The sequence below is a fragment of the Actinacidiphila alni genome (assembly GCF_900112845.1).
Lineage (GTDB): Bacteria > Actinomycetota > Actinomycetes > Streptomycetales > Streptomycetaceae > Actinacidiphila > Actinacidiphila alni.
Map to the genome: position 1 here is coordinate 34,315 of NZ_FONG01000018.1, position 26,986 is coordinate 61,300.

The following is a 26,986-nucleotide window of genomic DNA, read 5'->3' on the forward strand; positions in this document are numbered from 1 at the left end:
GCGCCGCCTCTGGCTTGAGCCACTTGCTGGCTTAAGCCAGTTGAGCACGCGCGCTTCCACCGCGTCAAGCAACTGGCTTAAGCCAGTTATGCTCGTTCCATGACCCGGTCCGAGGCCTTCTCTCAACAGCCCGCCAGCAGGCGTATCGCCCAGGCGCTCCGTACAGCGATCGAACGCGGCGAGCTGTCCGCCGGAGCCAAACTCCCATCGGAACGCGCTCTCGCAGAGGAGTACGGAGCGGCGCGGAACACCGCACGCGAGGCCATCCGGTTGTTGGCGGAACAAGGACTCGTCACTGCCAAGCACGGCCGTGGGGTCTTCGTACGGGAGCCGCAGCGGCTTTTCCGTTTCGGAAGCGACCGCTACTCCCTCAAGAACCGGGAGACCGGTCTCACGCCGTTTCGGCTGGAGGCCAAGCGGCAGGGGAAGACCGCGCGAATCGACGTGCTGGGCATTACGCGCGAAGTTCCGTCGCCCGACATAGCCGAACGCCTCAAGATCCGCGACGATCAGGAGACCGTCGTTCACCGGAAGAACCACTACTTCGCGGACGACGAGCCGGTGCAGATCGTCTCCACTTATCTGCGGTGGGACGAGGCTCAAGGGACCCTGCTCATGCAGCCCAAGGCTGGCCCGCACGGTATCTACGGCCGCTTGGAAGAACTGGGCCATGTCATGACCCGGGTGCGAGACGAGATCAGCGCCCGCATGCCGACGCCCGAGGAGGCCAGGCTGCTGGGCCTTCCGCCCGGCGTACCGGTGCTCGAAGTGCTCCACACCAGCCTCGACCAGGACCTGGAGCCTTTCGAGGTCTCCCGATACGTCCATCGCGCTGACCGAACCGGCCTTCTCTACGAACTGCCCGTCGAGTAGCCCCACCTCGCTCATTGGAGACTGCATGGCCACCTCAGTTGTCCGAGCCATCCAAGACGCCGACATCCCCGGAACCGCAGCGGCACTGATCGAGGTGCACGCGACCGACGGCTACCCCGTCGAAGGGGTGGACCAGCCGGAGGAATGGATCACGCCGCCCACTGTGATCCAGGCTTGGGTGGCGGAGATCGATCACCGCATCGTGGGCCATGTGGCGATCATGAGGCCCCAGGGCGAGGACGCCGTGGCGCTCTGGCAGAAGCAGACGAACGGCGCCGGGACCGAGATCGCCGTTCTGGCGAGGCTCTTCGTGATCCGCGAAGCTCGCGGTCACTCCGTGGGTGAAGAACTGATGCGTGCGGCCGCTGCTTACGCCCAACAGCGCGGCATGCGACTCGTACTCGACGTCATGACCAAAGACACCGCCGCCATCCGTCTCTACGAGCGCCTTGGCTGGCGGCCGATCGGCAAAGCAATCCACCGGTACGGCGATGACCAGCAGATCAACGCAATCTGCTACGTCTCGCCCGCCACGCCACCTGTGCCAGCCTCGGACCACAGGGCGTAGAAGCCTCGGGCGAGAGCACCCTGTGCCTCGGGGGCGCCTGAGCGGGGCTTTAGGCAGCCATCCTGGGGCGAGCCTCGAAGAGCAGGCCCCCACTTCGGGCTATTGCGGGCAGGTCCACAGCCTGCCCGAGTCGCGAGAGCTTACGGGGCCCTGCTCTCTCGCCCCATGCCGGCTCCCGCCCAAAGCCCCGCCCAACCGCCAGTCCGCCCGCGCGGCCCGTCGCATGCGCACCCCAACTGACCAGGGAGAATGACTCATTTTCCCTGGTCAGCGCCGCTCTCTGGCACTAAAATGGGAGTGTCTTTAGGCGAAGTCCCCCCGCGCCCCTACGGGGCACGTACTCCCGCACGGTGCGGGACGGACGGGCTTGCCCTCCGCAGGAGGAGATCAGGCGCCCAGGGGGTGCATCCAGTGGTAGGGGTCGGCGGCGCGGCCGGACTGGAGGGCGAGGAGGGCCTCGCGGAGGCGCATGGTGACGGGGCCCGGGGCCCCGTCGGCGACGGGCCAGGCGGCGCGGGTGGACTTGACGGACCCCACGGGAGTGATCACCGCGGCGGTGCCGCAGGCGAACACCTCGGTGAGCGTGCCGTCGGCCGCACCCTGCTTCCAGTCGTCGACGGAAATACGCCCCTCCCCCACCTGGTAGCCCAGGTCCGCGGCGATGGTGAGCAGCGAGTCACGGGTGATGCCGGGCAGGAGCGAGCCGGACAGCTCGGGCGTGACGATGCGGTCGCCGTACACGAAGTACAGATTCATCCCGCCCATCTCCTCGATCCAGCGCCGCTCGATCGCGTCGAGCCAGACCACCTGGTCGCAGCCGTGCTCGATGGCCTGGGCCTGGGCGACCAGGGACGCCGCGTAGTTGCCGCCGGCCTTGGCGGCGCCGGTGCCGCCGGGCGCGGCGCGCACGTACTCCTCGGACAGCCAGACCGAGACCGGCTGGACGCCGCCGGAGAAGTAGGAGCCGGCCGGGGAGGCGATGACGAGGAAGAGGTACTCGTTGGCCGGGCGGACCCCGAGGCCGACCTCGGTGGCGATCATGAAGGGCCGCAGGTAGAGCGAGGCCTCGCCGGCGTCCGGCACCCACTCCTTGTCCTGCCGGACCAGCGCGTCGCACGCCTCGATGAAGGTCTCCACCGGCAGCTCGGGCATCGACAGCCGGCGGGCCGAGGACTGGAAGCGCCGCGCGTTGGCCTCGGGCCGGAAGGTCGCCACGCTGCCGTCGGGCTGCCGGTACGCCTTGAGGCCCTCGAAGATCGTCTGCGCGTAGTGCAGCGTCATGTTCGCCGGGTCGAGCGAGAGCGGCGCGTACGGCACGAGCTGGGCGTCGTGCCAGCCGCGGCCCTCGGTCCACTTGATGGTGACCATGTGGTCGGTGAAGTGCCGGCCGAAGCCGGGGTTCGCCAGGATCGCCTCCCGCTCGGCGGCGGCCAGCGGGTGGGCGGAGGGCTTCAGCTCGATCGTGGGTGTCGTCATGTTCCTGTCCTTCTTCCGCTGTCGCTTCCGCGCGTCGCGCGGTCGTGCGCCGTCGTCGTCACTCACCGAGCGGCGGGATGCCGGGGACAGGTTGTAGGACGTCCAAGCATCCGGTCGCGCTGCGGCCCCACCGCCGATTATCGCAGCGGTGGGGCCGGGGACCTACAGGTGGGGGAAAGCCCCCAGGTCGGGCCGCCGGGTCAGGCGGATACCCGGGCCGCCAGCGCGTCGCCGATCGCGACGGTGGTGCGGGCGGGGGCGCCGGCGCGCTCGGCCAGATCGGCCTGCACGGCGGCGTCGATACGGGCGGCCTCCGCCTCGTACCCGAGGTGCCGGAGGAGCAGGGCGACCGACAGCACGGTGGCGGTCGGGTCGGCCTTGGACTGGCCGGCGATGTCGGGCGCGGAGCCGTGCACCGGCTCGAACATCGACGGGAAGTCGCGGGTGGGGTTGATGTTGCCGCTGGCGGCGACGCCGATGCCGCCGGAGACGGCCGCGGCCAGGTCGGTGATGATGTCGCCGAAGAGGTTGTCGGTGACGATCACGTCGAACCGCTCGGGCTGCGTGACCAGGAAGATCGTGGCCGCGTCGACGTGCAGGTAGTCGGTGGTCACCTCGGGGAACTCAGCGCCGACCTGCTCGAAGATCCGGGTCCACAGGTGGCCGGCGTGCACCAGCACGTTGTTCTTGTGCACCAGCGTGAGCTTCTTGCGCGGCCGGGCCTGGGCGCGCGCGTACGCGTCCCGCACGACCCGCTCGATGCCGAAGGCGGTGTTGAGGCTGACCTCGGTGGCGACTTCCTGCGGGGTGCCGGTCCTGATCGCGCCGCCGTTGCCGGTGTACGGGCCCTCGGTGCCCTCGCGGACCACGACGAAGTCGATCTCGGGCGATCCGGCGAGCGGCGTGGCGACGCCGGGGAACAGCTTGCTCGGCCGCAGGTTCACATGGTGGTCGAAGGCGAAGCGGAGCTTGAGCAGGAAGCCGCGCTCCAGCACACCGGACGGCACCGACGGGTCGCCGATCGCGCCGAGCAGGATCGCGTCGTGCCCCTTGAGGCGGGCGAGGTCGTCGTCGGTGAGCGTCTGACCGGTCGCGTGGTAGCGCTTGGCGCCGAAGTCGAATTCCTCCGTCTCCAGCTTGACGTCCTGCGGAAGCACCGAGGCAAGGACCTTCAGGCCCTCCGTCACGACTTCCTGGCCGATACCGTCACCGGGGATCACTGCGAGGCTGATGCTGCGAGACATGCGGTGCACCCTACTCCGCGTCCCAGCCATTGACATGGCGTGTCCGCATGCCGGACGAACGGGGTTTTCCGGCAGCCTGGGCGCCGGTCGAGCGCCGTACCGCGTTCACCGGCCGGTCGATCGACGGACGTACGGCGGACCGGCGGCGGACGGGCTGCGGACGGACAACACTGCGAGATTGCCCGCCATGGACACTCCTCGGATGGGTATCGACGCCCCGCTCGCCGGTCGGATGAGCATGGCGGAACAGCACGAGTACCTGCGCTCCCGGCTGACCCGGCGCCGGATGATCACCGGCGGCGCGGTCGCCGCGGGCACCATCGCCGCCTCCGGCCTGCTCGGCGGTGTGGCGGACGCGAGCGCCCCGGCGCCGCGGACCGGCCCGACGCTGCTCGGCCGGCCCGCCACCGATCACCATGTGCACGGTTCGCTGGTCGCGCCCTTCGGCCGCCACCTCGCCTTCGGCGCCGACCCGAAGACCCAGTTCCGGGTCTCCTGGCAGGTGCCGCTCGCGGTACGCAGGCCCTTCCTGCGGGTCGGCCTCCAGCCGTGGTCGCTCAGCCACAAAATCGAGGCGGAGGTGCGCGCGCTGCACACCCCGCAGCTGCTGAACAGCAAGCTGCCGCCGGTCGACCAGTTCTACCTGCATGTGGCGCTGGACAATCTGCGGCCCGGCACCACGTACTACTACGGCGTCGGCCACGAGGGCTTCGACCCGGCGGACGCCGCGGCCTTCGCCACCATCGGCTCCTTCACCACCGCGCCCGCGCAGAGCAAGCGGGAGCGCTTCACCTTCACGGCCTTCGGCGACCAGGGCGTCAGCTACCACGCGCTGGCCAACGACTCGCTGATCCTGGCCCGGAACCCGGCCTTCCACCTGCACGCCGGCGACATCTGCTACGCCGACCCGGACGGCTCCGGCCTGCCCGCGGACTCCGCGGACTACGACGCGCGCACCTGGGACTCCTTCCTGGCGCAGACCGAGTCGGTGGCCGCCCGCGTGCCGTGGATGGTCACCACCGGCAACCACGACATGGAGGCGTGGTACTCGCCCAACGGTTACGGCGGCCAGGAGGCCCGCTGGACGTTCCCGGGCAACGGCCACGACCCGAGGAACCAGCCGGGCGCGTACTCCTTCGTCTACGGCAACACCGCGGTGATCGCGCTGGACGCCAATGACGTGTCGTACGAGATCCCCGCCAACTACGGGATCACCGGCGGCAGGCAGACCGCGTGGCTGGACCGGACGCTGGGCGCGTACCGCAAGCAGCACGGCATCGACTTCCTGGTGGTCTTCTTCCACCACTGCGCGTACTCCACCACCAACTCGCACGCCTCCGACGGCGGTGTGCAGGCGGAGTGGGTGCCGCTGTTCGAGAAGCACAAGGTGGACCTGGTCATCAATGGCCACAACCATGTGTACGAGCGCACCGACGCGATCCGCGGCGGCAAGGTGTCGAAGCAGGTGGCGATCGGCGCGACGACGCGGCCGGAGACGGACGGCACCGTCTACATCACGGCGGGCGGCGCGGGCCGCAGCCTCTACGACTTCCCGGCGCCGGACTCGGTCGAGGGCGACGAGCACCACGTGGACTCGGTCACGACCTGGCACTCCGCCAAGGGCGGCGGCAGGGTCACCGAGTCCGTCGAGTGGTCGCGGGTGCGCTACACCGGCTACTCGTTCATCTCCGTGGACGTCGAACCGGCGCGTGCCGGGCGGGAGTCCACGCTGACGGTCTCGGCGCTCGCCGAGACGGGGGCGCGGATCGACCACTTCACCGTGGCGCGGCGCGCGAGGTAGCGCACCGCGGCCGGGCCACGCGGGCCCGTTGACGCGTGTCGCGCCGAGTAAAAGGGGTGTGCCGCGGTCAGCGGGCCTCGTGGCCCGTGCTGCCGCCGTTGTCACGGCGATCCATGCTGCGCTGGAGGGCACGGAGGGCGTTCTGGCGGGCGGTCTCGTCCATGGTGATCAACTCCAGGGAAAACTGGCGGAATTGGATGGCGGTCGCCACGGAACGGGGCGGGGAGCGGGCGCCGCGGGGGTGACCCGCGTCAGGGGCGCGCTGCTCGCATCCGCCGCTCGCTCGATGGAGCGAGACGTTCGGCTCCTACAAAGTTAGGACAGCACCGCCGTCCTGTCGCCACAATTACTCGGACTTCCTACTATCTGAGACGCCGATCACCCGGACGGCCCGCTGACCGGCGCTTTCGTACCCGTCACGTGGCGGGCGCCACACTCGCGGAGGCGCCGTGCACGCCGTCCACGCTGAAGCCCCCGCCGCCGGATGGGGACCGGAGGCGGGGGCCGTCGGGGTGCGCCGGTGCGGCGCGGCGGGTCAGCCCTGGTGCGGGTAGCGGTAGTCGGTCGGCGGGACGAGCGTCTCCTTGATGGCGCGGGTCGACGTCCAGCGCATCAGATTCTGCGCGGCGCCCGCCTTGTCGTTGGTGCCGGAGTAGCGGCCGCCGCCGAACGGCTGCTGGCCGACCACGGCGCCGGTCGACTTGTCGTTGATGTAGAAGTTGCCCGCGGCGAACCGCAGCTTCTCCATCACGTCCGCCACCGCGGCGCGGTCCTGGGCGATGACCGAGCCGGTCAGGCCGTACGCGGAGACCGACTCCATCTGCGCGAGCATCGTCTCGAAGTCGGCGTCGTCGTAGACGTACACGCCGAGCACCGGGCCGAAGTACTCCTCGCGGAAGATCTCGTTGGCCGGGTCGGTGGAGACCAGCACGGTCGGCCGGACGAAGTACCCGACGGAGTCGTCGTAGGTGCCGCCGGCGACGACCTCGACGGTCGGGTCGGCCTTGGCGCGGTCGATGGCGGCCTTGTTCTTGGCGAAGGCCCGGTCGTCGATGACGGCGCCGATGAAGTTGGACAGGTCGGTGACGTCGCCCATGGTGATGCCGTCGACCTCGGCGGCGAACTCCTCCTTGAAGCCGCTGTCCCAGATGGAGCGCGGGATGTAGGCGCGGGAGGAGGCCGAGCACTTCTGGCCCTGGTACTCGAAGGAGCCGCGGGTCAGCGCGGTCTTCAGGATCGCGGGGTCGGCCGACGGGTGCGCGACGACGAAGTCCTTGCCGCCGGTCTCGCCGACGATCCGCGGATATGTCCTGTACCGCTCGATGTTCTCGCCGACCGTGCGCCACAGGTACTGGAAGGTCTTGGTGGAGCCGGTGAAGTGGATGCCGGCCAGGTCCGGGTGGGTCAGCGCGACCTCGGAGACGGCGATGCCGTCGCCCGTCACCAGGTTGATCACGCCGTCGGGCAGCCCGGCCTCGCGCAGCAGCTTCATCAGCAGCACGGCCGAGTGGGTCTGGGTGGGCGACGGCTTCCACAGCACGACATTGCCCATCAGGGCGGGCGCGGTGGGCAGATTGCCCGCGATGGCCGTGAAGTTGAACGGCGTGATCGCGTAGACGAAGCCTTCCAGCGGCCGGTGGTCGAGCCGGTTCCAGACGCCGGGGGCGTTGGCGACCGGCTGCTCGGCGAGGATCTGCCGGGCGTAGTGGACGTTGAACCGCCAGAAGTCGACCAGTTCGCAGGGGCTGTCGATCTCGGCCTGCTGGGCGGTCTTGCCCTGGCCGAGCATGGTGGACGCGGCGACCGTCTCGCGCCAGGGACCGGCCAGCAGCTCGGCGGCGCGCAGGATGATCGCGGCTCGGTCGTCGAAGGACATCGCGCGCCAGGCGGGGGCGGCGGCCAGCGCCGCGTCGATCGCGTCCTGCGCGTCCTGGGACGTGGCGTTGCCGTAGGTGCCGAGGACGGCGCCGTGATTGTGCGGCTGTACGACGCTCTTGCGCTCGCCGCCGCCCATGCGCTGCTCGCCGCCGATGAACATCGGCAGGTCGGCGGGGGTGCCCGCCAGTTCCTTGAGCTTCGCTTCGAGCCGGGCGCGCTCCGGGCTGCCCGGCGCGTAGGAGTGCACCGGCTCGTTGACCGGCGCGGGGACCTGGGTCACAGCGTCCATGGAGCGTTTCTCCTCTATAGGTCCACAGGGAAGGGGGGTCAGCGGGCGGGGAGGAAGGAGCGGAGGAAGAAGGCGAGGTTCGCCGGGCGCTCCGCGAGGCGGCGCATGAAGTATCCGTACCAGTCTGCGCCGTACGGCACGTAAATGCGCATACGGTGGCCTTCGTCCGCGAGGCGGCGCTGCTCGGCGGTGCGGATGCCGTAGAGCATCTGGAATTCGTACGAGCCCGCCGGGCGGTGGTTGCGCGCCGCGAGGTCCTGCGCGATGGCGATCATCCGCGGGTCGTGCGAGCCGACCATCGGGTAGCCCTCGCCGGCGAAGAGCACGCGCAGCGCGCGGACGTACGCCTTGTCGACGTCGGCCTTGTCCTGGAAGGCGACGGAGGCGGGCTCCTTGTAGGCGCCCTTGACCAGCCGGACCCGGGAGCCCGCGACGGCCAGCGCGCGGGCGTCCTCCTCGGTGCGGAAGAGGTAGGACTGGAGGACGGCGCCGGTGCCGGGGTGCTCGCGGCGTAGCTCGCGCAGGATCGCCAGCGTCGAGTCGACGGTGGTGTGGTCCTCCATGTCGAGGGTGACGGTGGTGCCGACCTCGGCGGCCAGCTCCGCGACCTGCCGGACATTGGCCAGCGCGATGTCGTGGCCGCCGTCGGGCAGCGCCTGGCCGAAGGCGGACAGCTTCACCGACACCTCGGCGCGGGTGCCGAGCCCGTCGTGCCGCAGCGTGTCGAGCAGCCGCAGATACGCGTCACGGGTGGCGCGGGCGGTGGTCTTGTCGGTGACGTCCTCCCCGAGGTGGTCGAGGGTGACCTCCAGGCCCGATGCGGTGAGCGAGCGGACGGTGTCCATCGCGGGACTCAGCTCGTCGCCCGCGACGAAACGGTCCACCACGGGCCGGGTCACGGGCGCGGCGGCGACGACACGGCGCATGCGGTCGCTGCGCGCGGCGGCGAGAAGCACGGGACCGAGCACGGGGTCCTCCAGGCGGTACGGCGGTACGGGAGAGCGGCCGACGGCGGCCGTCGCCCCGAATCTAGGATTCGCCTACCCGTTGAACCAGCGACACCTGTCACGCATCCGGGGGTAGTCCCTCATACAGATGTATGAGGGAGAATGGACGAGTGCGTAGTGACTACGGCGGCTTCGGCGGCGATCTCCAGGAGCTGGTCGACGAGGTGTCGGCGCTGCTGGGCGCGCCCGCGACGCTGGAGGACCGGGATTTCCGGCTGATCGCGTTCGGGGTGCACGACGGGGACGACGGGGCGATGGACCCGGTGCGCACCCGGTCGATCCTCACCCGGGGCTCCACCACCGAGGTGCGCGCCTGGTTCGAACGCTTCGGTATCGCCCGCGCGACCGCGCCGGTCCGGATCCCCGCCGCGCCCTCGGCGGGCGTCTTCCGCGGCCGGCTCTGTCTGCCGGTGCGGCACGGCGGTGTGGTGCACGGCTACGTCTGGCTGCTCGACGAGGCCGAGCACTCGATCACCCAGCTCGACGCGGCGATGGCGGTCGCGGCCCGGATCGGCGACCGGCTCGCCGCCCGCGCCCGGGAGGGGGCGGGGCCCGGCCGGGCGCTGCGCGAGCTGCTGACCGCGCGCGGCCGGGCGGAGCGGGACGCCGCCGAGGACGCGCTGCGCACGGCGCTCGGCCCGGACGCGGACGAGCCGCACGCCCTGGTCTGCGTCCGCCCGGTCGACGGCGGCGAGGACGAGCTGCCGGGGGCGCGGACGATTCCGTCGGCCGCCGCGCTGTGCCTGGTGCCCGGCGCGCGCGGCGACTCGATCGCCCTGCTGGTGCGGCTGCGCACCGTGCAACTGCTGGCCACGGCCCGGTCGGCGGCGGCCCGGCTGCTGGGCGAGGCGGCGCCGGAGGGCGCGGTCGCCGGGATGAGCGACGGGCGCAAGTCGCTCGCGGAGCTGCCGGACGCCTGGGACGAGGCGGTGGACTCCGCGCGGGCCGCGCTCGCGCAGCCGCTGCTCGGGCCGATCGCGAAGTGGTCGGGCCTCGGCCCCTACCGGCTGCTGACGGCGCTGCCCGCCGACGCTCCCCCGGACCCGGTGATCGCTCCCCTGCTCACCGAGGCGCACCGCGAACTGGCCCACACCGCCGAGGCGTTCCTGGACAACGCGGGCCAGGCCGGCCGCACCGCGACCGCCCTGGCCATCCACCGCCAGACCCTCTACTACCGCCTGTCCCGTATCGAACAGCTCACCGGCCTCGACCTCGCGGACGGCGAATCGCGCCTGCTGCTGCACATGGCCCTGAAGGCCGCCAGGCTGTAGCTCTGTGGGAACGCGACGGCGCCGCCCCTCTCCGACCGTGAGGGGCGGCGCCGTCGTACGCGTACGGGACGTCAGTCCGTCAGGTTCACCGCGCGGGCGGACGTCGCACCGATCTCGGCGGCGATGTCGCTCAGGACGCCGGCCGGGATGGTGGAGTCGACCGTCAGGGCGACGAGGGCGTCGCCACCGGCCGCCGCGCGGGCGACCTGCATGCCCGCGATGTTGACGCCGACCTCGCCGAGGATCCGGCCGAGGGTGCCGACGACACCCGGGCGGTCGGTGTAGCGCAGGAACGCCATGTGGTCGGCGAGCACCAGGTCGGTGTCGACGTCGCCGACGCCGACGATCTTCTGGATGTTCTTGAGGCCGGCCAGGGTGCCGGAGACCGAGACCTCGCTGCCGTCGGCGAGCGTGCCGCGCACTGTCACCAGATTGCGGTGGTTGGGCGACTCCGAGCTGGTGGTTAGCCGCACCTCGACACCGCGCTCCTGCGCGAACAGCGGCGCGTTGACGTACGACACCGTCTCGGCGACGACGTCCTCGAACACGCCCTTGAGCGCGCTCAGTTCGAGGATCTTGACGTCGTGCTGGGTGATCTCGCCGCAGACCTCGACGTCGAGCCGGGCCGCGACCTCGCCCGCAAGCGCGGTGAAGATCCGGCCGAGCTTCTCCGCCAGCGGCAGGCCCGGCTTGACGTCCTCGGCGATGACGCCGCCCTGGACGTTGACCGCGTCCGGCACCAGCTCGCCGGCGAGCGCGAGCCGCACCGATTTGGCGACGGCGATGCCGGCCTTCTCCTGCGCCTCGTCGGTGGAGGCGCCCAGGTGCGGGGTGGCCACCACATTGTCGAACTGGAACAGCGGCGAGTCGGTGCACGGCTCCTTGGCGTACACGTCCAGGCCCGCGCCCGCGACCCGGCCCTCCTTGAGGGCGGAGGCCAGCGCCTCCTCGTCGACGATGCCGCCGCGCGCCGCGTTCACGATCCGGACCGACGGCTTGACCTTGTGCAGGGCCTCGTCGCCGATCAGGCCGAGCGTCTCGGGCGTCTTGGGCAGGTGGACGGTGATGAAGTCGGCCGCTTCCAGCAGCTCGTCGAGCGACAGCAGCTTGACGCCCATCTGGGCGGCGCGCGCGGGCTGCACATAGGGGTCGTACGCGACGATGTTCATGCCGAAGGCGGACATCCGCTGGGCGACCAGCACGCCGATCCGGCCGAGGCCGACGACGCCGAGGGTCTTCTCGCTCAGCTCGACGCCGGTGTATTTGTTCCGCTTCCACTCGCCGTTCTTGAGCGCGGCATTGGCGGGCGCGATGTTGCGGGCGCTGGCGATGATCAGGCCGCAGGCCAGCTCGGCGGCGGTGACGATGTTGGAGGTCGGCGCGTTGACGACCATGACGCCGGCCTTGGTGGCGGCGGCGACGTCCACATTGTCGAGGCCGACGCCCGCGCGGGCGACCACCCGGAGCTTGCGGGCGGCGGCGACGGCCTCGGCGTCGACCTTGGTGGCGCTGCGGATCAGGATGGCGTCGACATCGGTGATCGCGGACAGCAGGTCGGCTCGGTCCGCCCCGTTGCAGTGCCGGATCTCGAAGTCCGGGCCGAGCGCGTCGACCGTGGCGGGCGACAGCTCTTCTGCGATGAGTACGACAGGCTTCTGGCTCACGTGGTCCTCACTTGTCCTTCGTGGGCGGCCGGTCCCGCGGTCGCTCCAGGGAGGGAGGGGATGGCATGCCGCGTGGAAGACGCACGACGCTGTGAGCCTACGCGCTTGTTAAGGGAGTGTATCGGCGCGTTGTCGGGGACCCTACGCCTTGGTGGAAGGATCACCCGAAGGTGGTTGTACGCGGCGGCCAAGGGGGTTCTCAGCCGCCGGACGGGGAGGTGTCACGGACTGCCGCGACGCCTCCCCGTCACCGCTGGTCACGCCTCTTCGTCGACCCAGCTCATCAGCTTGCGCAGCTTCTTGCCGGTCGTCTCCAGCAGGTGGTCCTCGTCGGCCTTCTTGTACTCGTTGTACTTCGGCAGGCCCGCGTTGTACTCGGCGATCCAGTTGTTGGCGAAGGTGCCGTCCTGGATCTCGCCGAGGATCTTCTTCATCTCGGCCTTGGTGCCCTCGTTGATGATCCGCGGGCCGGAGACGTAGTCGCCCCACTCGGCGGTCTCGGAGACCGACCAGCGCATCTTCTCCAGGCCGCCCTCGTACATCAGGTCCACGATCAGCTTCAGCTCGTGGAGGCACTCGAAGTACGCGATCTCCGGCTGGTAGCCCGCCTCGACCAGGGTCTCGAAACCGGCCTTGACCAGGGCGGACGTGCCGCCGCAGAGGACCGCCTGCTCGCCGAAGAGGTCGGTCTCGGTCTCCTCGGTGAAGGTGGTCTTGATAACGCCGGCGCGGGTGCCGCCGATGCCCTTGGCGTACGACAGGGCCAGCTCGAAGCCCTTGCCGGTCGCGTCCTGCTCGACGGCGGCGATGCAGGGCACGCCGCGGCCTTCCTCGTACTGGCGGCGGACCAGGTGGCCCGGGCCCTTGGGGGCGACCATGCAGACGTCGACACCGGCCGGCGGCTTGATGAAGCCGAAGCGGATGTTCAGGCCGTGGCCGAAGAAGAGGGCGTCGCCGTCCTTCAGATTGTCCTTGATGGACTCCTCGTACACCTTGGCCTGGATCGGGTCCGGCACCAGGATCATGATGACGTCGGCCTCGGCGGCGGCCTCGGCGACCGGCACCACGCGCAGGCCCTGCTCCTCGGCCACGGTCTTGGACTTGGAGCCCTCGTGCAGACCGACGCGCACGTCGACGCCCGAGTCACGCAGCGACAGCGCGTGGGCGTGGCCCTGGCTGCCGTATCCGATGACCGCGACCTTGCGGCCCTGGATGATGGACAGGTCGGCGTCGTCGTCGTAGAACAGCTCGGCCACTTCGGGTCTCTCCTTGGATCGGGTTGTACGGCCCACCGTACGACGGGTGGGGACACGGGGGTTTCGGGGTCTCGCCATACGGATCGGCGGGGCTGCCCGCCGGTCCGTGCGGGGAGTTACGCGCTGCGGTCCAGGGCGCGCAGGCTGCGGTCGGTGATGGAGCGGGCGCCGCGGCCGACCGCGATGGTGCCGGACTGGACGAGTTCCTTGATGCCGAAGGGCTCCAGCATCTTGAGCATGGCCTCCAGCTTGTCGGCGCCGCCGGTGGCCTCGATGGTGACGGCCTCCGGGGAGACGTCCACGGTCTTGGCGCGGAAGAGCTGGACGATCTCCGTGATCTGCGAGCGCGAGTCGTTGTCCGCCCGCACCTTCACCAGAACGAGTTCGCGCTGGACCGCCGACGCGGGGTCGAGTTCGACGATCTTCAGCACGTTGACGAGCTTGTTGAGCTGCTTGGTGACCTGTTCCAGCGGCAGTTCGTCGAGGACGTTGACGACGATGGTGATGCGGGAGATCTCGGGGTGCTCGGTGGTGCCGACCGCGAGCGAGTCGATGTTGAAGCCGCGCCGGGAGAACAGGGCGGTGATCCGGGCGAGGACGCCGGGCTTGTTCTCCACCAGGACGGAGAGGGTGTGCTTGGACATGGTCGGGGTTCCTTGTCTCACGTGTCCGCGGTGCGGTGGCTTCAGTCGTCCAGCTCGTCGCTGAAGTCCGGGCGGACGTCGCGGGCGGCCATGATCTCGTCGTTGGAGGTGCCGGCGGCGACCATCGGCCACACCATGGCGTCCTCGTGGACGATGAAGTCGACGACGACCGGGCGGTCGTTGATGGAGTTGGCCTTGGCGATGACCGCGTCCAGCTCGTCGGGGGTCTCGCAGCGCAGGCCGACGCAGCCCATCGCCTCGGACAGCTTCACGAAGTCCGGGACGCGGGTGCCGCGGTTGCGGATCGAGCCGACGCCCTGGGTGGAGCCGGGGACGTGCTCGGCGCCGTCGTGCAGCACGGTGTTGGAGAACCGCTCGCCGTAGAAGAGGTTCTGCCACTGGCGGACCATGCCCAGCGCGCCGTTGTTGATGATCGCGACCTTGATCGGGATGTTGTTCAGCGCGCAGGTGACCAGTTCCTGGTTGGTCATCTGGAAGCAGCCGTCGCCGTCGATGGCCCAGACGGTGGAGTCCGGGCTGCCGGCCTTGGCGCCCATGGCGGCCGGGACGGCGTAGCCCATGGTGCCCGCTCCGCCGGAGTTGAACCAGGTGGCGGGCTTCTCGTACTTGATGAACTGCGCGGCCCACATCTGGTGCTGGCCGACGCCGGCCGCGAACAGCGTGCCCTCCGGGGCGAGTTGGCCGATCCGCTCGATGACCTGCTGCGGCGACAGGCTGCCGTCGGCCGGCAGGTCGTAGCCGAGCGGGTAGGTGTTGCGCCAGAAGTTCAGGTGCTCCCACCAGCCGGTGTAGTCGCCCTTGCGGCCGGCGTCGTGGTCGGCCTGGACGGCGACGATCAGATCGGCGAGCACCTCGCGGGCGTCGCCGACGATCGGCACGTCCGCGACGCGGTTCTTGGAGATCTCGGCCGGGTCGATGTCGGCGTGCACGACCTTGGCGTGCGGCGCGAAGGTGTCCAGGCGGCCGGTGACCCGGTCGTCGAAGCGGGCGCCGAGCGCCACGATCAGGTCGGCCTTCTGCAGCGCGGTGACCGCGGCGACGTCGCCGTGCATGCCGGGCATGCCGACGTGCTGCGGGTGGCTGTCGGGGAAGGAGCCGAGCGCCATCAGCGTGGTGGTGACGGGGGCGCCGGTCAGTTCGGCGAGGATGCGCAGCTCGCCGGTGGCGCGGGCCTTCATGACGCCGCCGCCGACGTAGAGCACCGGGCGCTTGGCCTCGTTGATCAGCCGGGCGGCCTCGCGGATCTGCTTGGCGTGCGGCTTGGTCACCGGGCGGTAGCCGGGCAGGTCCTGCTGCGGCGGCCAGACGAAGGTGGTCTCGTTCTGCATCGCGTCCTTGGCGATGTCGACCAGGACCGGGCCCGGGCGGCCGGTGGCGGCGATGTGGAACGCCTCGGCGATGGTGCGCGGGATGTCGTCGGCGTCGGTGACCAGGAAATTGTGCTTGGTGATCGGCATCGTGATGCCGCAGATGTCCGCCTCCTGGAAGGCGTCGGTGCCGATCGCCTTGGAGGAGACCTGGCCGGTGATGGCGACGATCGGGACCGAGTCCATATGGGCGTCGGCGATCGGCGTCACCAGGTTGGTCGCGCCCGGGCCCGAGGTGGCCATGCACACGCCGACCTTGCCGGTGGCCTGGGCGTAGCCGGTGGCGGCGTGGCCGGCGCCCTGCTCGTGCCTGACCAGGACGTGCCGGACCTTGGCGGAGTCCATCAGCGGGTCGTACGCGGGCAGGATCGCGCCACCGGGAATGCCGAATACCGTGTCGGCGCCAACGGCCTCGAGGGAGCGGATGAGGGACTGGGCGCCCGTCATGCGCTCGGCGGGGGCGGCTGCGGCGGGGGCCGCGCCGCGGGTCCGCGGCTGCGGATGGTGGGACCCGTTGGCCTGCTCGGTCATCTGCGTTCTCTTCTCTCGAAGATGAGGGTGGTGAAGGGTGCGGGGCGCGGTGTCCGGCCGGGGGCCGGGCAACAAAAAACCCCCCGTGCCGTGAGGCAAGCGAGGGGAGCGCGTCGGTGCGTGTGCGAGGCTGTCCTGATCGGTACGGCCTCGGTCAGCCGACGCGCTTTCCAAGTACGAGAATTCGGGTGCGCATGGCCTCGACCTTCCTCCCGGACCCCGGCGGGTGTCAAGCTGGCGGGACACGCGTCTCAGCATTCGAGCGACGCGAGGGCAGCGGAACCGCGATCGGGGTGACCTGTTCACGGGGTGTTCCGCGCGGTACGGGGAAGCTGCCGCGGGTCAGCGAACCGCGCAGCCGCTGCTCGTCCAGCGGGCCGGAGAAGGCCATGCCCTGGCCGTGCGTACAGCCCATGTCGCGCAGCACCAGCAGCTGCTCGGGGCGGTCCACGCCGTCCGCGACGCAGCCGATGCCGAGGTCGTGGGCGATCCGCAGCAGACCCCGGGTGATCTTGTGCAGCCGGGCGGATTCCACGACGCCCTCGACGAAGCAGCGGTCCAGTTTGACCAGGTCGACCGGGAGCCTGCGCAGCGCGGTGAGCGCCGCATAGCCGCCGCCGAAGCCGCCGAGACAGACCCGGACGCCGATCCTGCGCAGGGCGGACAGCCGCCGTTCCAGCTCGTCCAGGGCGATCCGCGGGTCGCTGCCGGCCAGCTCAAGGACCAGGCCGCCGGGCGGCAGGCCGTGCCGGGTCAGCAGGGTCTCGAAGCCGGAGACGGGCAGGTCGCGGTGGAGCAGACGGTGAGCGGGGAGCCGGACGGCGACGGGGACGGTGTGCCCGGCTCCGTAGCGCAGTCCTGCCTGCTCCACGGCCCGCTCCAGCAGCCACCGTCCCAGCTCTAAGGAACGGTCGGTGTCCTCGGCGGCGCGCAGGAATTCGGCGGGGGTGAAGAGGATGCCCTGGGCGGAGCGCCAGCGGGCCTGGGCCTCCACCGAGCTGACCCGGCCGCTGTCCAGCTCCACCACCGGCTGGTGGAGCAGGGTGAACTCGCCGTCGTGCAGCGCCTTGCGCAGCCGCCCGGCCAGTTCGGTACGGCGTACGACGTCGGCCTGCATCTGCGGCGCGTAGACCTCGACGCGGCCCTTGCCTGCCTGTTTGGCGCGGTACATCGCCAGGTCCGCGTTGCGCATCAGCTCGCCGGGGGTGACGCCGGGCTCGGCGAAGGCGATGCCGATGCTGGCGGCGACCCGGACCTCGCCGCCCTCCACCGGATAGGGCTCGCACAGCACCGAGCGCAGCCGTTCGGCGATGTCGAGGATCTGGAACTCGCGCTCGCGGCGGTCGGCGCTGGTGCCGCAGACCAGGGCGGCGAATTCGTCGCCGCCGAGCCGGGCCGCGGTGTCGCCGGAGCGCAGCGCGTCCTGTATCCGGCGGGCGGCCTGGACCAGCAGTTCGTCGCCCGCCTGGTGGCCGACCGTGTCGTTGACCGCTTTGAAGCCGTCGAGGTCGACGTAGAGCAGGGCGGCGTGGTCGTCGGCGGCGCGGCGGCTGGTGAGCGCCCGGGTGACGCGCTCGGTGAACAGCGCGCGGTTGGGCAGGTCGGTGAGCGGGTCGTGCGAGGCGTTGTGCTGCAACTGGGCCTGGAGCCTGACGCGTTCGGTGACGTCGCGGCTGTTGAAGATCAGCCCGCCCTGGTAGCGGTTGACGCTGGACTCGACGCTGAGCCAGCAGTCCTCCCCTTCTTGGCGGTCCTTCTCCCGGCCGCCTGCGCCGTCGGTACGGCGGTGGCCGGAGCGGATGCGGCACTCGATCCGGGTGGCGGGCTCGTCGCCGGGCGGCGCGGCCAGGAAGCGGCGCACCTCGTGCACCACCCGGCCGAGGTCGTCGGGGTGGATGTGCGCGGCCAGTTCGGTGCCGACCAGTTCCTCCGGGTCGCGGCCGTAGACGCCCTGCGCGGCGGGGCTGACGTAGCGCAGCACCCCGGACGGCGCGGCGATCATGATGACGTCGCTCGATCCCTGGACCAGGGAGCGGAAGTGGTTCTCCTTCTGGGCCAGTTCCTGGGTGAGCGAGATGTTGTCCAGCAGCATGATGCCCTGGCGCACCACGAGGGCAAGGACGACGGCGGCGCCGGTGCAGAGCATCACGCGGTCGCACTTCTGGCCGGTGATCACGTTGTAGAGGATGCCGAGGGTGCAGACGGCGGCGGCCAGATACGGCGTGAGGGCGGCGAGCGAACCGGTCACCTTGCGGGTGGCGGTGCCGTTCCTGCGCGGCGGTTCGGTACGGGTGCCGGTCCACGGCGCGTACGCCAGCAGCATGCTGCCCGCGAACCAGCCGGCGTCCAGGATCTGGCCGGAGCGGTAGTGCTCGCGCAGGATCGGTGAGGTGAACAGGGCGTCGCACAGCACGGTCAGGGCGAGCGCGGCGATCGCGGTGTTGACGGCGGCGCGATTGGCCGCCGACCGCCGGAAGTGCAGCGCGAGCACCATGCTGACCAGCACGATGTCCAGCAGCGGGTAGGCCAGCGAGAGCGCCATCCGGGCGGTGCTCGGGCCGTCCCAGGCGGCGGTGTGCGCGAGCGCCAGGCTCCAGGACAAGGTGAGCAGCGAGCCGCCGATCAGCGACGCGTCCAGCGCCAGGCAGACCCAACCGGCCCTGGTGACGGGGCGTTTGGCGAGCACCAGCAGGCCGATGATGGCGGGCGGGGCGAACATCAGGAAGCAGAAGTCGGCGGCCGAGGTCTGCGGGACGGGGCGGCGCAGCACCACCTCGTACCAGCCCCAGATGCCGTTGCCGAGCGCGACCATCGCGGAGGAGACCGCGAACAGCAGCCAGGCGGGCCGGTGCTGGCCGCAGACCTTGCGGGCGTAGACGAGAGTGGAGACGGCGGCGGTGGCCGCGGCGGCGGAGAGTCCGAAGTCGCCCATGACCAGGGCGACTTCCTCGGAGCCCCAGCCCAGTACGGCGCCGGTGGTGTAGCCGCCGCAGACCAGTGCGACCAGCAGCTGGGGCAGCAGGCCGCCCCTGCCGCCGCCCTGGACCGACGGCCGGGCGAGCACCGCCCCGGTGGAGCTCACCGGGCGGTCCGGTGTCGTCGGCGCGGGCCGAACGGCCGTGCCGTGCCGGCGGGCGGCCGGGGCGTACTGCTGCTGACGGCGCTCCGGGCTCGCGCGCTGGAGAAAGTCCATTGGCCGTGCATCGCCCATCGCCCCCCTTCACTTGCTCGTCGCTCACATCGCCGCCGCCGTGCCTCCCGGCCGCGGAATGTCCCCCGATCGGGACGATACACCAGATCCGTCACTCAGGGACATAGTTCCTCTACTCAGCGTAACCACAGGGGAGATGAGCGAACAGTGCGCGGTCACCGAGTGCCGCGAAGACATCGCGGAACCTGCCGGCCGCGGCCGGAAATCGTCGGTCGGACACGTCAGCGGGTCAGTCAGCCGGCCGGTCGGTCAGCCGGTCAGCCGGCCCGTCAGCTGGTCGCGACGACGTTCTCCAGCGGCTGTCCGGCCGCGAAGCGGGTGAGCTGCTCGCGGACCAGCCGCTTGGCGCGCGGCAGGAACGCGGAGGTGCTGCCGCCCACATGGGGGCTGATCAGCACGCCGGGCGCGTGCCACAAGGGGTGTCCCGCGGGCAGCGGTTCGGGATCGGTGACATCCAGTGCCGCGGTCAGCCGCCCCGACTCGGTCTCCGCCAGCAGCGCCTTGGTGTCGACCACGGGACCGCGCGCCACGTTGACCAGCAACGCCCCGTCCTTCATCCGGGCCAGGAATTCCGCACCCGCGAGACCGCGGGTCTGCTCGGTCAGCGGGGTGGTGAGCACCACCACATCGGCGGACGGCAGGAGTTCCGGTAGCTCGGAGAGGGCGCGCACCGGCCCGCGCGGCGCACTTCTGGCGCCGCGCGCCACCCGTACCACCGTGCATTCGAAGGGAATCAGCCGTTCTTCGACGGCCGCGCCGATCGAGCCGTATCCGACGATCAGCACCTCGCGGTCGGCGAGCGCCGGGTAGAAGCCGGAGTGCCAGCGCTCCTCGTCCTGGCCGCGCACGAAGCGCGGGATGCCGCGCAGCGAGGCCAGGGTGAGGGCGAGGGCGAGTTCCGCGGTGCTCGCCTCGTGCACCCCGCGCGCGTTGCACAGGCTGACGCCGGGCGGCAACTGGTCCAGGTGCGGCGCGATGTGGTCGACGCCGGCGCTGAGCGTCTGCACGACGCGCACCCGGCGCATGTGCGGCAGCGGCAGGGCCCCGGCGACCGGGCCCTTCATGTAGGGGACGACGTAGAAGGCCGCGTCCGCCGGGTCGGCCGGGAAGTCCCCGGTGCCGTCCCAGTGGACGTAGTCGAACGCGTCGGGGAGTCCTTCGATGTCCTCCGGCGGCAGGGAGAGCCACACCTGCGGGCGGTCTCGGGTCATGTCGTTCATGGTCAGGAGGCTATGACACAGTGGGCGGCGGCCAGGACGGGTCCCGCCGACCCGTCCTGGGACGTCCGGCGGAGCACGGGCGTTCCGGGTGAGGGAGGACGGTCGGGTGGAGCGCAGGACAATCGGTGCAGCAGCTCTCGAAGTGGGCGCCGTGGGCCTGGGATGCATGCCGATGAGCTGGGCGTACACCACCTCGCGGCAGGACGGCGAGACCTCGTTGCGGGCCGTGCACACCGCGCTCGACCTGGGCAGCACCCTGCTGGACACCGCCGACATGTACGGCCCGTTCACCAACGAGCTGCTGCTGGGGCGGGTGTTGAAGGAACGGCGGCGGGACGCCTTCGTCTCCACCAAGTGCGGGCTGCTCGTCGGCGAGCAGCACATCGTCGCCAACGGCCGCCCCGGATACGTCCGCAGGGCCTGCGACGCGTCGCTGCGGCGGCTCCAGACCGATGTCATCGACCTCTACCAGCTGCACCGCGTCGACCCCGAGGTGCCGATCGAGGAGACCTGGGGCGCGATGGCCGAGCTGGTCGCGGCGGGCAAGGTGCGGGCGCTCGGCCTGTGCGCGGTGGGCGCGCGCGGCAACCGCCGTACCGGCGCGCGGCTGCACGACGAGACGATCCGCCATCTGACCCGGGCCCAGCAGGTCTTCCCCGTCGCCTGCGTGGAGGCGGAGCTGTCGGTGTGGGCGGCGGAGGCGCTGGAGTCGCTGCTGCCGTGGTGCACCGCGCGCGGGGTGGGCTTCCTGGCGGCGATGCCGCTGGGGAACGGTTTCCTCACCGGCACCCTCACGCCCGGCGAGGGCTTCGAACCGGACGATCTGCGCGCCCGCCATCCGCGCTTCACCGCCGAGATGATGGCCGCCAACCAGCCGGTGGTGGCGGGGCTGCGCCGGGTGGCGGCACGGCACGGCGCGACCTGCGCGCAGGTCGCGCTCGCCTGGACGCTCGCCCAGGCGCCGCACGTGGTGCCGGTGCCGGGCGCCAAGTCGGCCCGCTGGACGGCGGAGAACGCCGCCGCCGCGACGCTCGCCCTGACCTCGCAGGACCTGACCGAGATCGCGGAACTGCCCGCGGCACGCGGCTCCTGGGACTAGGTCCTGTCCGGACAGGCCCTGGGACGCGCCCCGAGGTTTCGCGCGCCGGTCGTGCGGGGACCCGTGGTCACGAACGTGCGATCGGCACGCGGCGCGCCCGCCCGGTGTGGTGTGCTGGGGTTCCGGGTGACGACGAGGGAGTGAGCGCGGTGCGGTCTGGGAAAGCGGTGGGCCGGCTGTCCGGCCGTCGTACGGCGGCGCGTCGTACGGCGGCGGTCGCCGCGGTCGCGGTGGCGGCGCTGGTGGCGTCCGGGTGCTCCTCGGACGGGCCGAGCCCGATCCACCCCGGACCGACCGGCAGCAAGGGCACGGCCTCCGCCTCCGCCGGCGGTACGACGGCCGCCCCGAGCCCGTCGGCCTCCACGCCGCCCGCCAAGGGCACGGCCAAGGTGACCGGCACCGTGGCGACCGGCCTCGACAGCCCGTGGGGCGTGGCGCCGCTGCCCGACGGCACCCTGCTGGTCGCCTCCCGGAACACCGGCCGGATCTCCCGCGTCGACCCGGTGAAGAAGACCACGACCCAGGTCGGTGGCGTGCCCGGCGTCCAGGCCGGCGGCGAGGGCGGCCTGCTGGGCCTGGCCGTCTCCCCCGACTTCGGCTCCGACCGGGAGATCTACGCGTACTTCACCACCGAGTCCGACAACCGGATCGCCCGGCTGCTGTACGACACCTCACGGCCCGCGGGCCAGCAGCTCGGCGCGCCCGACACGATCCTGCGCGGCATCCCCAGCGGGACCATCCACAACGGCGGCCGGATCGCGTTCGGCCCCGACAAGATGCTGTACGCCGGGACCGGCGAGACCAATCAGCGCGGGCTCGCACAGGACAAGTCCTCGCTCGCCGGGAAGATCCTGCGGATGACGCCGGACGGGCAGCCGCCCAAGGACAACCCGACGCCCGGGTCGCTGGACTACTCCGACGGGCACCGCAACGTCCAGGGGCTCGCCTGGGACGACCAAGGGCGCCTGTGGGCCTCGGAGTTCGGCCAGGACACCTGGGACGAGCTGAATCTGATCGAGCCCGGCAAGAATTACGGCTGGCCGGTCGTGGAGGGGATCGCGCATCGCGCGGGGTACGTCGATCCTGTCGCGCAGTGGCACACCGACGAGGCTTCTCCGAGTGGGATCGCGTACGCCGGCGGGGCCATCTGGATGGCCGCTCTTCACGGTGCCCGGCTCTGGCGCATTCCCCTGGCCGGCGCCCGTCCCTCGGCCGCGCCCCAGTCCTTCTTCTCCGGCACCTACGGGCGGCTCCGTACCGTCGTCACCGCCGACGACGGTTCGCTCTTCGTCACCACCAGCAACACCGATGGGCGGGGTACCCCCGCCAAGGAGGACGACCGCATCCTCCACCTGACGGTGAGCTGACGCAACGGGGTGCCCCTTTAGGGGTGCGGGTCAACCCGCCGCCGGGGTGAAGAGGTTGAGGCGGTGGGCCAGGGCGGCGGCTTCGCCGCGGGTGGAGAGGGAGAGTTTGGCGAGGATGTTGGAGACGTGGACGCTCGCGGTCTTCGGGGAAATGAACAGGACCTCGGCGATCTGCCGGTTGGTCCGCCCCTCGGCGACAAGGCGGAGGACATCCCGCTCGCGGGCGGTGAGCCCGAGCGACTCTGCGGGGTCGGCCCCGGCGGCGGGCACGTCGAGGGAGAGCCGGGCCCGCTGGGCGAGCCGGGCGACGGCCTCACGCAGCGGCATGGCGCCCGAGCCGGAAGCGGCGGCGTGCGCGAGCGCGAGCAGGCACCCCGCCTCGTCCCGCCGTTCGGCACCCGCGCCGGAGGCGAGCAGCGCCTCGGCGTACCGGTACCGCACGGCGGCCAACTCGTGGACGCGCTCCTCGCGTTCGAAGGCGGCGGCGGCCGCGCCCCACAGGTCGGGTTCGACCCGCCCCTCGGCCCGGGCGAGTTCCGCGTCGACGAGGACGGCGTACGCCTCGGCCAGCGGTGTCGGCCGGGGCAGTTCGCGGGCGGCGGCGCGGATCCGTTCCAGTACGTCGGGGTGGGCGCCGGGCCCGTCGGCCTCGGCGGCGGCGCCGGCGGCGAGCAGCGGCCAGGCGTAACGCCCGGTGCCGGTCGCGAAGCCGCCCGCGGCTCCGCTCAGCAGCTCGCGCCGCGCGTCCTCGAACCGGCCCTGGGACACGGCCAGTTCGAGGGCGAGGGTGCGGCCGGGGATGATGTGCTGCGGCTGGGTGTCGTGCCGCAGCCCCTCCGCGGCGGTGGCCTGGTAGCGGATCGCGGCGTCCGCGTCACCGAGCCGCAGCGCGAGGAAGCCGAGATTCATCTCGATCCCGGCGCACAGATACGACTTCTCCGCGTACCGCAGCGCCTCCTCCAGTACGGTCGCGGCCTCCGCGTACCGGCCGAGCGAGATCAGCGACTCGCCCTCGTTGGTGAGCAGCCAGGAGCGGGTGACGTGCGAGACCTGGTCGCCGATCAGCCGCAGGCCCTCGCGGGCCACGGCGATGGCCTCGCGGGAGCGGCCCGCGCCCTCCAGGACGGAGGCCAGATTGCCGTAGCAGCGGGCGACGATGCCGTGCGCGCCGCTGTCGGCGACCAGCCGCCGTACCTCCTCGACCTCGGCGATGCCGCCCTCGATGTCGCCGCTGTCGGCCTGGAGCAGGCCGAGGGTGACACGGGCGTGCAGTTCGGTGTCGCGGGCCCCGGACTGCCGGGCGTACTCGACGGCGCGGTGGCCGATGTCGATGCCTTCCGCGCCGGATTTGTGGACCATGATCCAGCCCGCGATCATCGACAGCACCTCGGCGTGCGCGGCCGACGGCGGCAGGTCGCGGACCAGTTCGCGGGCGCGCGACAGTTCGTCCCAGCCGTCGCCGCGGCCCAGGTCCTCGGTGACGCGTGAGCGCTGCGCCCAGAACCAGGCGGCGCGCAGCGGGTCGTGCCCCGCGCCGTCGCGCTCCATCAGCCGCAGCGCCCGCTTGGCCATGGTGTACGCGCGTTCGCGTTCGCCGCTGAGCCGGGCGGCGACGGTGACCTCGGCGAGCAGGTCGAGGAAGCCGAGCGGTGTGTCGGGGTGGCAGCCGCACGCGGGGTACGCCTCGGCGTAGTCCGCGGGCCGCAGTTCATGGCGGGTCTCCTCCGGGGCGTCGTCCCACAGTTCGAGCGCGCGTTCCAGCAGCCGGTACTGCTCGGCGTAGGCGTGCCGGCGCCGGGCCTCGACGGAGGCGCGCAGGACGGCGGGCAGCGCGTTGGCCGGGTCGTGGGCGGCGTACCAGTAGCTGGCGAGCCGGGCCGCCCGCTCGTCGGCGGGGACGAGCGCGGGGTCGTCCTCGACGGCGCGCGCGTACCGCCGGTTGATCCGGCTGCGCTCGCCGGGCAGCAGGTCGTCGCCGACGGCCTCGCGGACCAGGGAGTGCCGGAAGCGGTAGCCCTCGCCGTTGTCGGACGGGACGAGGATGTTGGCGCCGACGGCGGTGCGCAGGGCGTCGAGCAGGGCGTCCTCGTCGAGCCCGGTGATGGCGGCCAGCAGCCGGTACTCGACGGTGTTGCCGCCTTCCGCGACGAATTTCGCCACCCGCTGGGCGTCGTCGGACAGCGCTTCGACGCGCACCAGCAGCAGGTCGCGCAGCGATTCGCTGATGCCGGTGGCGCAGCCGCGGGTGATGCTGCAGGCCAATTCCTCGACGAAGAACGGATTGCCGTCGGAGCGGGCGAAGACCTGGTCGACCACCGCGTTCGCGGGCTGCGCGGACAGGATCGACGCGAGCTGCCGGCGTACTTCCTCGCGGCTGAAGCGGGCCAGCTCGACGCGTTCGACCGTACGGAGCCGGTCGGTCTCGGCGAGGAAGGGCCGCAGCGGGTGCCTGCGGTGGATGTCGTCGGCGCGGTAGGTGCCGGCGATCAGCACGCGGGCGCGCTGGAGCGAGCGGAAGAGGTACGCGAGCAGCTCGCGGGTGGAGCGGTCGGCCCAGTGCAGGTCCTCCAGGACGACGACGAGCGTACGGTCGCCGCCCAGGCGTTCCAGCAGGCGGGCGGTCAGTTCGAAGAGCCGGACCCGGCCCTCCTCGTCGTGCGGGTCGCGGCGCGGGCCGCCCGCGCTGTCGGCCAGCTCGGGCAGCAGCCGGGCCAGCTCGGCCTCCTGCCCGGCGGCCGCGGCGATCAGTTCGTCGCCGAGCGTGCGGTACAGGGCGCGCAGCGCGGTCGAGATCGGGGCGAAGGGCAGGCCGTCCGCGCCGATCTCCACGCAGCCGCCGATCGCGGTGACCGCGCCCGCGCGCTGCGCGGCGGCCAGGAACTCCTCGGTCAGCCGGGTCTTGCCGACCCCGGCCTCGCCGCCGATCAGCACCGCCTGCGGCTCCCCCGCCGCCGCGGCGGTCAGCGCGGCGCCGAGCCGCGTCAGCTCGGCGTCGCGGCCGATGAACTCAGGGCTGAGGGACTGCGTCTGCACGCTGCCGAGCATCGCATGCCCGGCCCCTGTCCCGACACCGATTACCCGCTCGGCGGACACCGGGGACGTGTCCGGAGATGCCTGCGCCAGCGGCGACGCGGGGGCCGCCACGAGGCGGAGGCCGGGCCCCTCCCCCGTAGCGGGCCCGGCCTCCGTCCCGGACGGTGCCGCCGCGTTCCGCGGCGCGTGCGGGGTCATGCCGCGCGGTGGGCGTGGCGGACCCGGCCACGGGTGGGGCGCGGGGAGGCGGACGACCCCGAGGCCGAGTCCGCCGACGCGTCGGTGCGGTCGGCGGACCTGCGGGTCCTGCGGTCCGAGGTGCGGGCGGCCTTCGCGTCCCGGGCCAGCCGCCAGGCGTCGGCACGGTTCTGAAGGTCGGCGCGGCGGGCCTGCTGCAATTCGTAGGCGAACATCGTTCTCTCCCTTGGGACTGTCTGCTTGTTCCGGTGCAACAAGCTTCGTCCCCGAGGGGGGTCCGCCACATCGGGCAGTTGCCGCAACTCCTGGTCCCGGGGGGCCTTAGACGACCGCCCTACGGGACCCGCGGGTGCCTTAGACGCTCAGTCCGTGGACGTCAGGAGGCCGGCACCGTAGGGAGGTCGGCGAAGACGTCGAACCACATGGCGCCCGCGATGAGCAGGCCGATGACGGCGAGTACGGTGCCGCCCCAGGCCAGCGCCTGGCTCCAGTGGCCGCGGGCGGCGCGGGCCCGGGAGGCGGGGTGCAGCAGCACACCGCCGCAGACGAGCAGCGCGACGACCGCGAAGATCCCGTTGACCAGGGCGATGGCGTGCCACGGGGTGCCGTATCCGGCGGCGATCTGTTGCTTGGCGGTGCCGCTGGACGTCTTGATCTGGCCGATCAGGCCCTGCCGCTGGGAGACCACATTGCTCAGCCAGGTGCCGGTGAGCGAGGACAGCGCGAGCGCGGCGCCCGCGACGGCCGCCGCGCCGGTGATGATCGCGGACTTCGCAGAGGGGGCGGCGGGGGCGGTCCCCTCGTCCTCGTCGTCACCGATCACCTCGTAGTCGGTGTCGTCCACGACCTCCAGGTCGGCGGCAGCCTCGGCGGACGTCTCGGCCGCGGCGGTCTCCTGCTTCTCCTCAGGGGTGTCGGCGGCGGTCTCGGTGTCGGTGGTACGGGTGGTGTCGGTGGTCTCCATGGCC

Annotated in this window: 20 protein-coding genes; 6 read left to right on the forward strand and 14 right to left on the reverse strand. The window is 71.7% G+C overall.

What is annotated here, in order from left to right; genetic code table 11:
- Nucleotides 1-99 precede the first annotated feature (99 nt).
- Together BM076_RS25925 and BM076_RS25930 are read left to right on the forward strand one after the other, a co-directional pair.
- The gene (locus tag BM076_RS25925) at nt 100-873 is read left to right on the forward strand and encodes a GntR family transcriptional regulator (RefSeq protein WP_093716110.1); all 774 of its coding nucleotides are present in this window, start codon (nt 100-102) and stop codon (nt 871-873) included.
- A gap of 25 nt (nt 874-898) precedes the next feature.
- The gene (locus BM076_RS25930) at nt 899-1,441 is read left to right on the forward strand and encodes a GNAT family N-acetyltransferase (protein WP_093716111.1); all 543 of its coding nucleotides are present in this window, start codon (nt 899-901) and stop codon (nt 1,439-1,441) included.
- A 387-nt stretch (nt 1,442-1,828) separates the two neighbouring features.
- Here the strand turns inward: BM076_RS25930 and BM076_RS25935 are convergent, their stop codons facing one another.
- The gene (locus BM076_RS25935; RefSeq protein WP_093716112.1) at nt 1,829-2,917 is read right to left on the reverse strand and encodes a branched-chain amino acid aminotransferase; all 1,089 of its coding nucleotides are present in this window, start codon (nt 2,915-2,917) and stop codon (nt 1,829-1,831) included.
- Nucleotides 2,918-3,117: 200 nt separating this feature from the next.
- Nucleotides 3,118-4,161, reverse strand: coding sequence for a 3-isopropylmalate dehydrogenase (locus tag BM076_RS25940; RefSeq protein ID WP_093716113.1), 1,044 nt, complete (start codon nt 4,159-4,161; stop codon nt 3,118-3,120).
- A gap of 187 nt (nt 4,162-4,348) precedes the next feature.
- Between BM076_RS25940 and BM076_RS25945 the strand changes: the two genes are divergently transcribed.
- On the forward strand, nt 4,349-5,962 hold the full coding sequence (locus BM076_RS25945) for a fibronectin type III domain-containing protein (RefSeq protein ID WP_093716114.1): 1,614 nt from the start codon (nt 4,349-4,351) through the stop codon (nt 5,960-5,962).
- 67 nt (nt 5,963-6,029) lie between these two features.
- Here BM076_RS25945 and BM076_RS36795 read toward each other — a convergent pair whose 3' ends face one another.
- From BM076_RS36795 to BM076_RS25955, 3 genes are all read right to left on the reverse strand, one after another.
- Nucleotides 6,030-6,173, reverse strand: a complete 144-nt coding sequence (locus BM076_RS36795; protein WP_177246610.1) for a hypothetical protein — start codon at nt 6,171-6,173, stop codon at nt 6,030-6,032.
- A 324-nt stretch (nt 6,174-6,497) separates the two neighbouring features.
- On the reverse strand, nt 6,498-8,129 hold the full coding sequence (gene pruA, locus BM076_RS25950; protein ID WP_093716115.1) for an L-glutamate gamma-semialdehyde dehydrogenase: 1,632 nt from the start codon (nt 8,127-8,129) through the stop codon (nt 6,498-6,500).
- A gap of 38 nt (nt 8,130-8,167) precedes the next feature.
- Nucleotides 8,168-9,097, reverse strand: coding sequence for a proline dehydrogenase family protein (locus BM076_RS25955; protein ID WP_093716116.1), 930 nt, complete (start codon nt 9,095-9,097; stop codon nt 8,168-8,170).
- Between the two features lie 131 nt (nt 9,098-9,228).
- On the opposite strand from BM076_RS25955, the gene BM076_RS25960 reads away from it, so the two are divergent.
- On the forward strand, nt 9,229-10,407 hold the full coding sequence (locus BM076_RS25960) for a PucR family transcriptional regulator (RefSeq protein ID WP_177246613.1): 1,179 nt from the start codon (nt 9,229-9,231) through the stop codon (nt 10,405-10,407).
- Nucleotides 10,408-10,478: 71 nt separating this feature from the next.
- Here the strand turns inward: BM076_RS25960 and serA are convergent, their stop codons facing one another.
- The 6 genes from serA to BM076_RS25995 form a co-directional block, all read right to left on the reverse strand.
- Nucleotides 10,479-12,071: a phosphoglycerate dehydrogenase gene (gene serA, locus BM076_RS25965; protein WP_093716118.1), complete on the reverse strand. Its 1,593-nt coding sequence runs from the start codon at nt 12,069-12,071 to the stop codon at nt 10,479-10,481.
- 257 nt (nt 12,072-12,328) lie between these two features.
- Complete coding sequence (gene ilvC, locus BM076_RS25970) at nt 12,329-13,327, reverse strand: ketol-acid reductoisomerase (RefSeq protein ID WP_093716119.1); 999 nt, start codon at nt 13,325-13,327, stop codon at nt 12,329-12,331.
- Between the two features lie 116 nt (nt 13,328-13,443).
- On the reverse strand, nt 13,444-13,971 hold the full coding sequence (gene ilvN / locus BM076_RS25975; protein WP_093716120.1) for an acetolactate synthase small subunit: 528 nt from the start codon (nt 13,969-13,971) through the stop codon (nt 13,444-13,446).
- A gap of 41 nt (nt 13,972-14,012) precedes the next feature.
- A complete protein-coding gene (locus tag BM076_RS25980) occupies nt 14,013-15,890 on the reverse strand; it encodes an acetolactate synthase large subunit (protein ID WP_093716121.1) in 1,878 nt (625 codons plus the stop codon).
- A gap of 229 nt (nt 15,891-16,119) precedes the next feature.
- Complete coding sequence (locus BM076_RS25990) at nt 16,120-19,083, reverse strand: putative bifunctional diguanylate cyclase/phosphodiesterase (protein ID WP_093716123.1); 2,964 nt, start codon at nt 19,081-19,083, stop codon at nt 16,120-16,122.
- 287 nt (nt 19,084-19,370) lie between these two features.
- A complete protein-coding gene (locus tag BM076_RS25995) occupies nt 19,371-20,312 on the reverse strand; it encodes a 2-hydroxyacid dehydrogenase (protein WP_093716124.1) in 942 nt (313 codons plus the stop codon).
- Nucleotides 20,313-20,427: 115 nt separating this feature from the next.
- Here BM076_RS25995 and BM076_RS26000 point away from each other — a divergent pair, with 115 nt between their 5' ends.
- The gene (locus BM076_RS26000; RefSeq protein ID WP_093716125.1) at nt 20,428-21,420 is read left to right on the forward strand and encodes an aldo/keto reductase; all 993 of its coding nucleotides are present in this window, start codon (nt 20,428-20,430) and stop codon (nt 21,418-21,420) included.
- Nucleotides 21,421-21,569: 149 nt separating this feature from the next.
- Entirely contained in the window at nt 21,570-22,787 is a 1,218-nt protein-coding gene (locus BM076_RS26005; protein ID WP_407640709.1) for a PQQ-dependent sugar dehydrogenase, read from the forward strand.
- A 30-nt stretch (nt 22,788-22,817) separates the two neighbouring features.
- On the opposite strand, the gene BM076_RS26010 is transcribed toward BM076_RS26005, so the two are convergent.
- The 3 genes from BM076_RS26010 to BM076_RS26020 form a co-directional block, all read right to left on the reverse strand.
- Entirely contained in the window at nt 22,818-25,832 is a 3,015-nt protein-coding gene (locus tag BM076_RS26010) for a helix-turn-helix transcriptional regulator (RefSeq protein ID WP_093716127.1), read from the reverse strand.
- A gap of 182 nt (nt 25,833-26,014) precedes the next feature.
- Nucleotides 26,015-26,233, reverse strand: a complete 219-nt coding sequence (locus BM076_RS26015; protein WP_093716128.1) for a hypothetical protein — start codon at nt 26,231-26,233, stop codon at nt 26,015-26,017.
- Nucleotides 26,234-26,394: 161 nt separating this feature from the next.
- On the reverse strand, nt 26,395-26,982 hold the full coding sequence (locus BM076_RS26020) for a hypothetical protein (RefSeq protein WP_093716129.1): 588 nt from the start codon (nt 26,980-26,982) through the stop codon (nt 26,395-26,397).
- Nucleotides 26,983-26,986 lie beyond the last annotated feature (4 nt).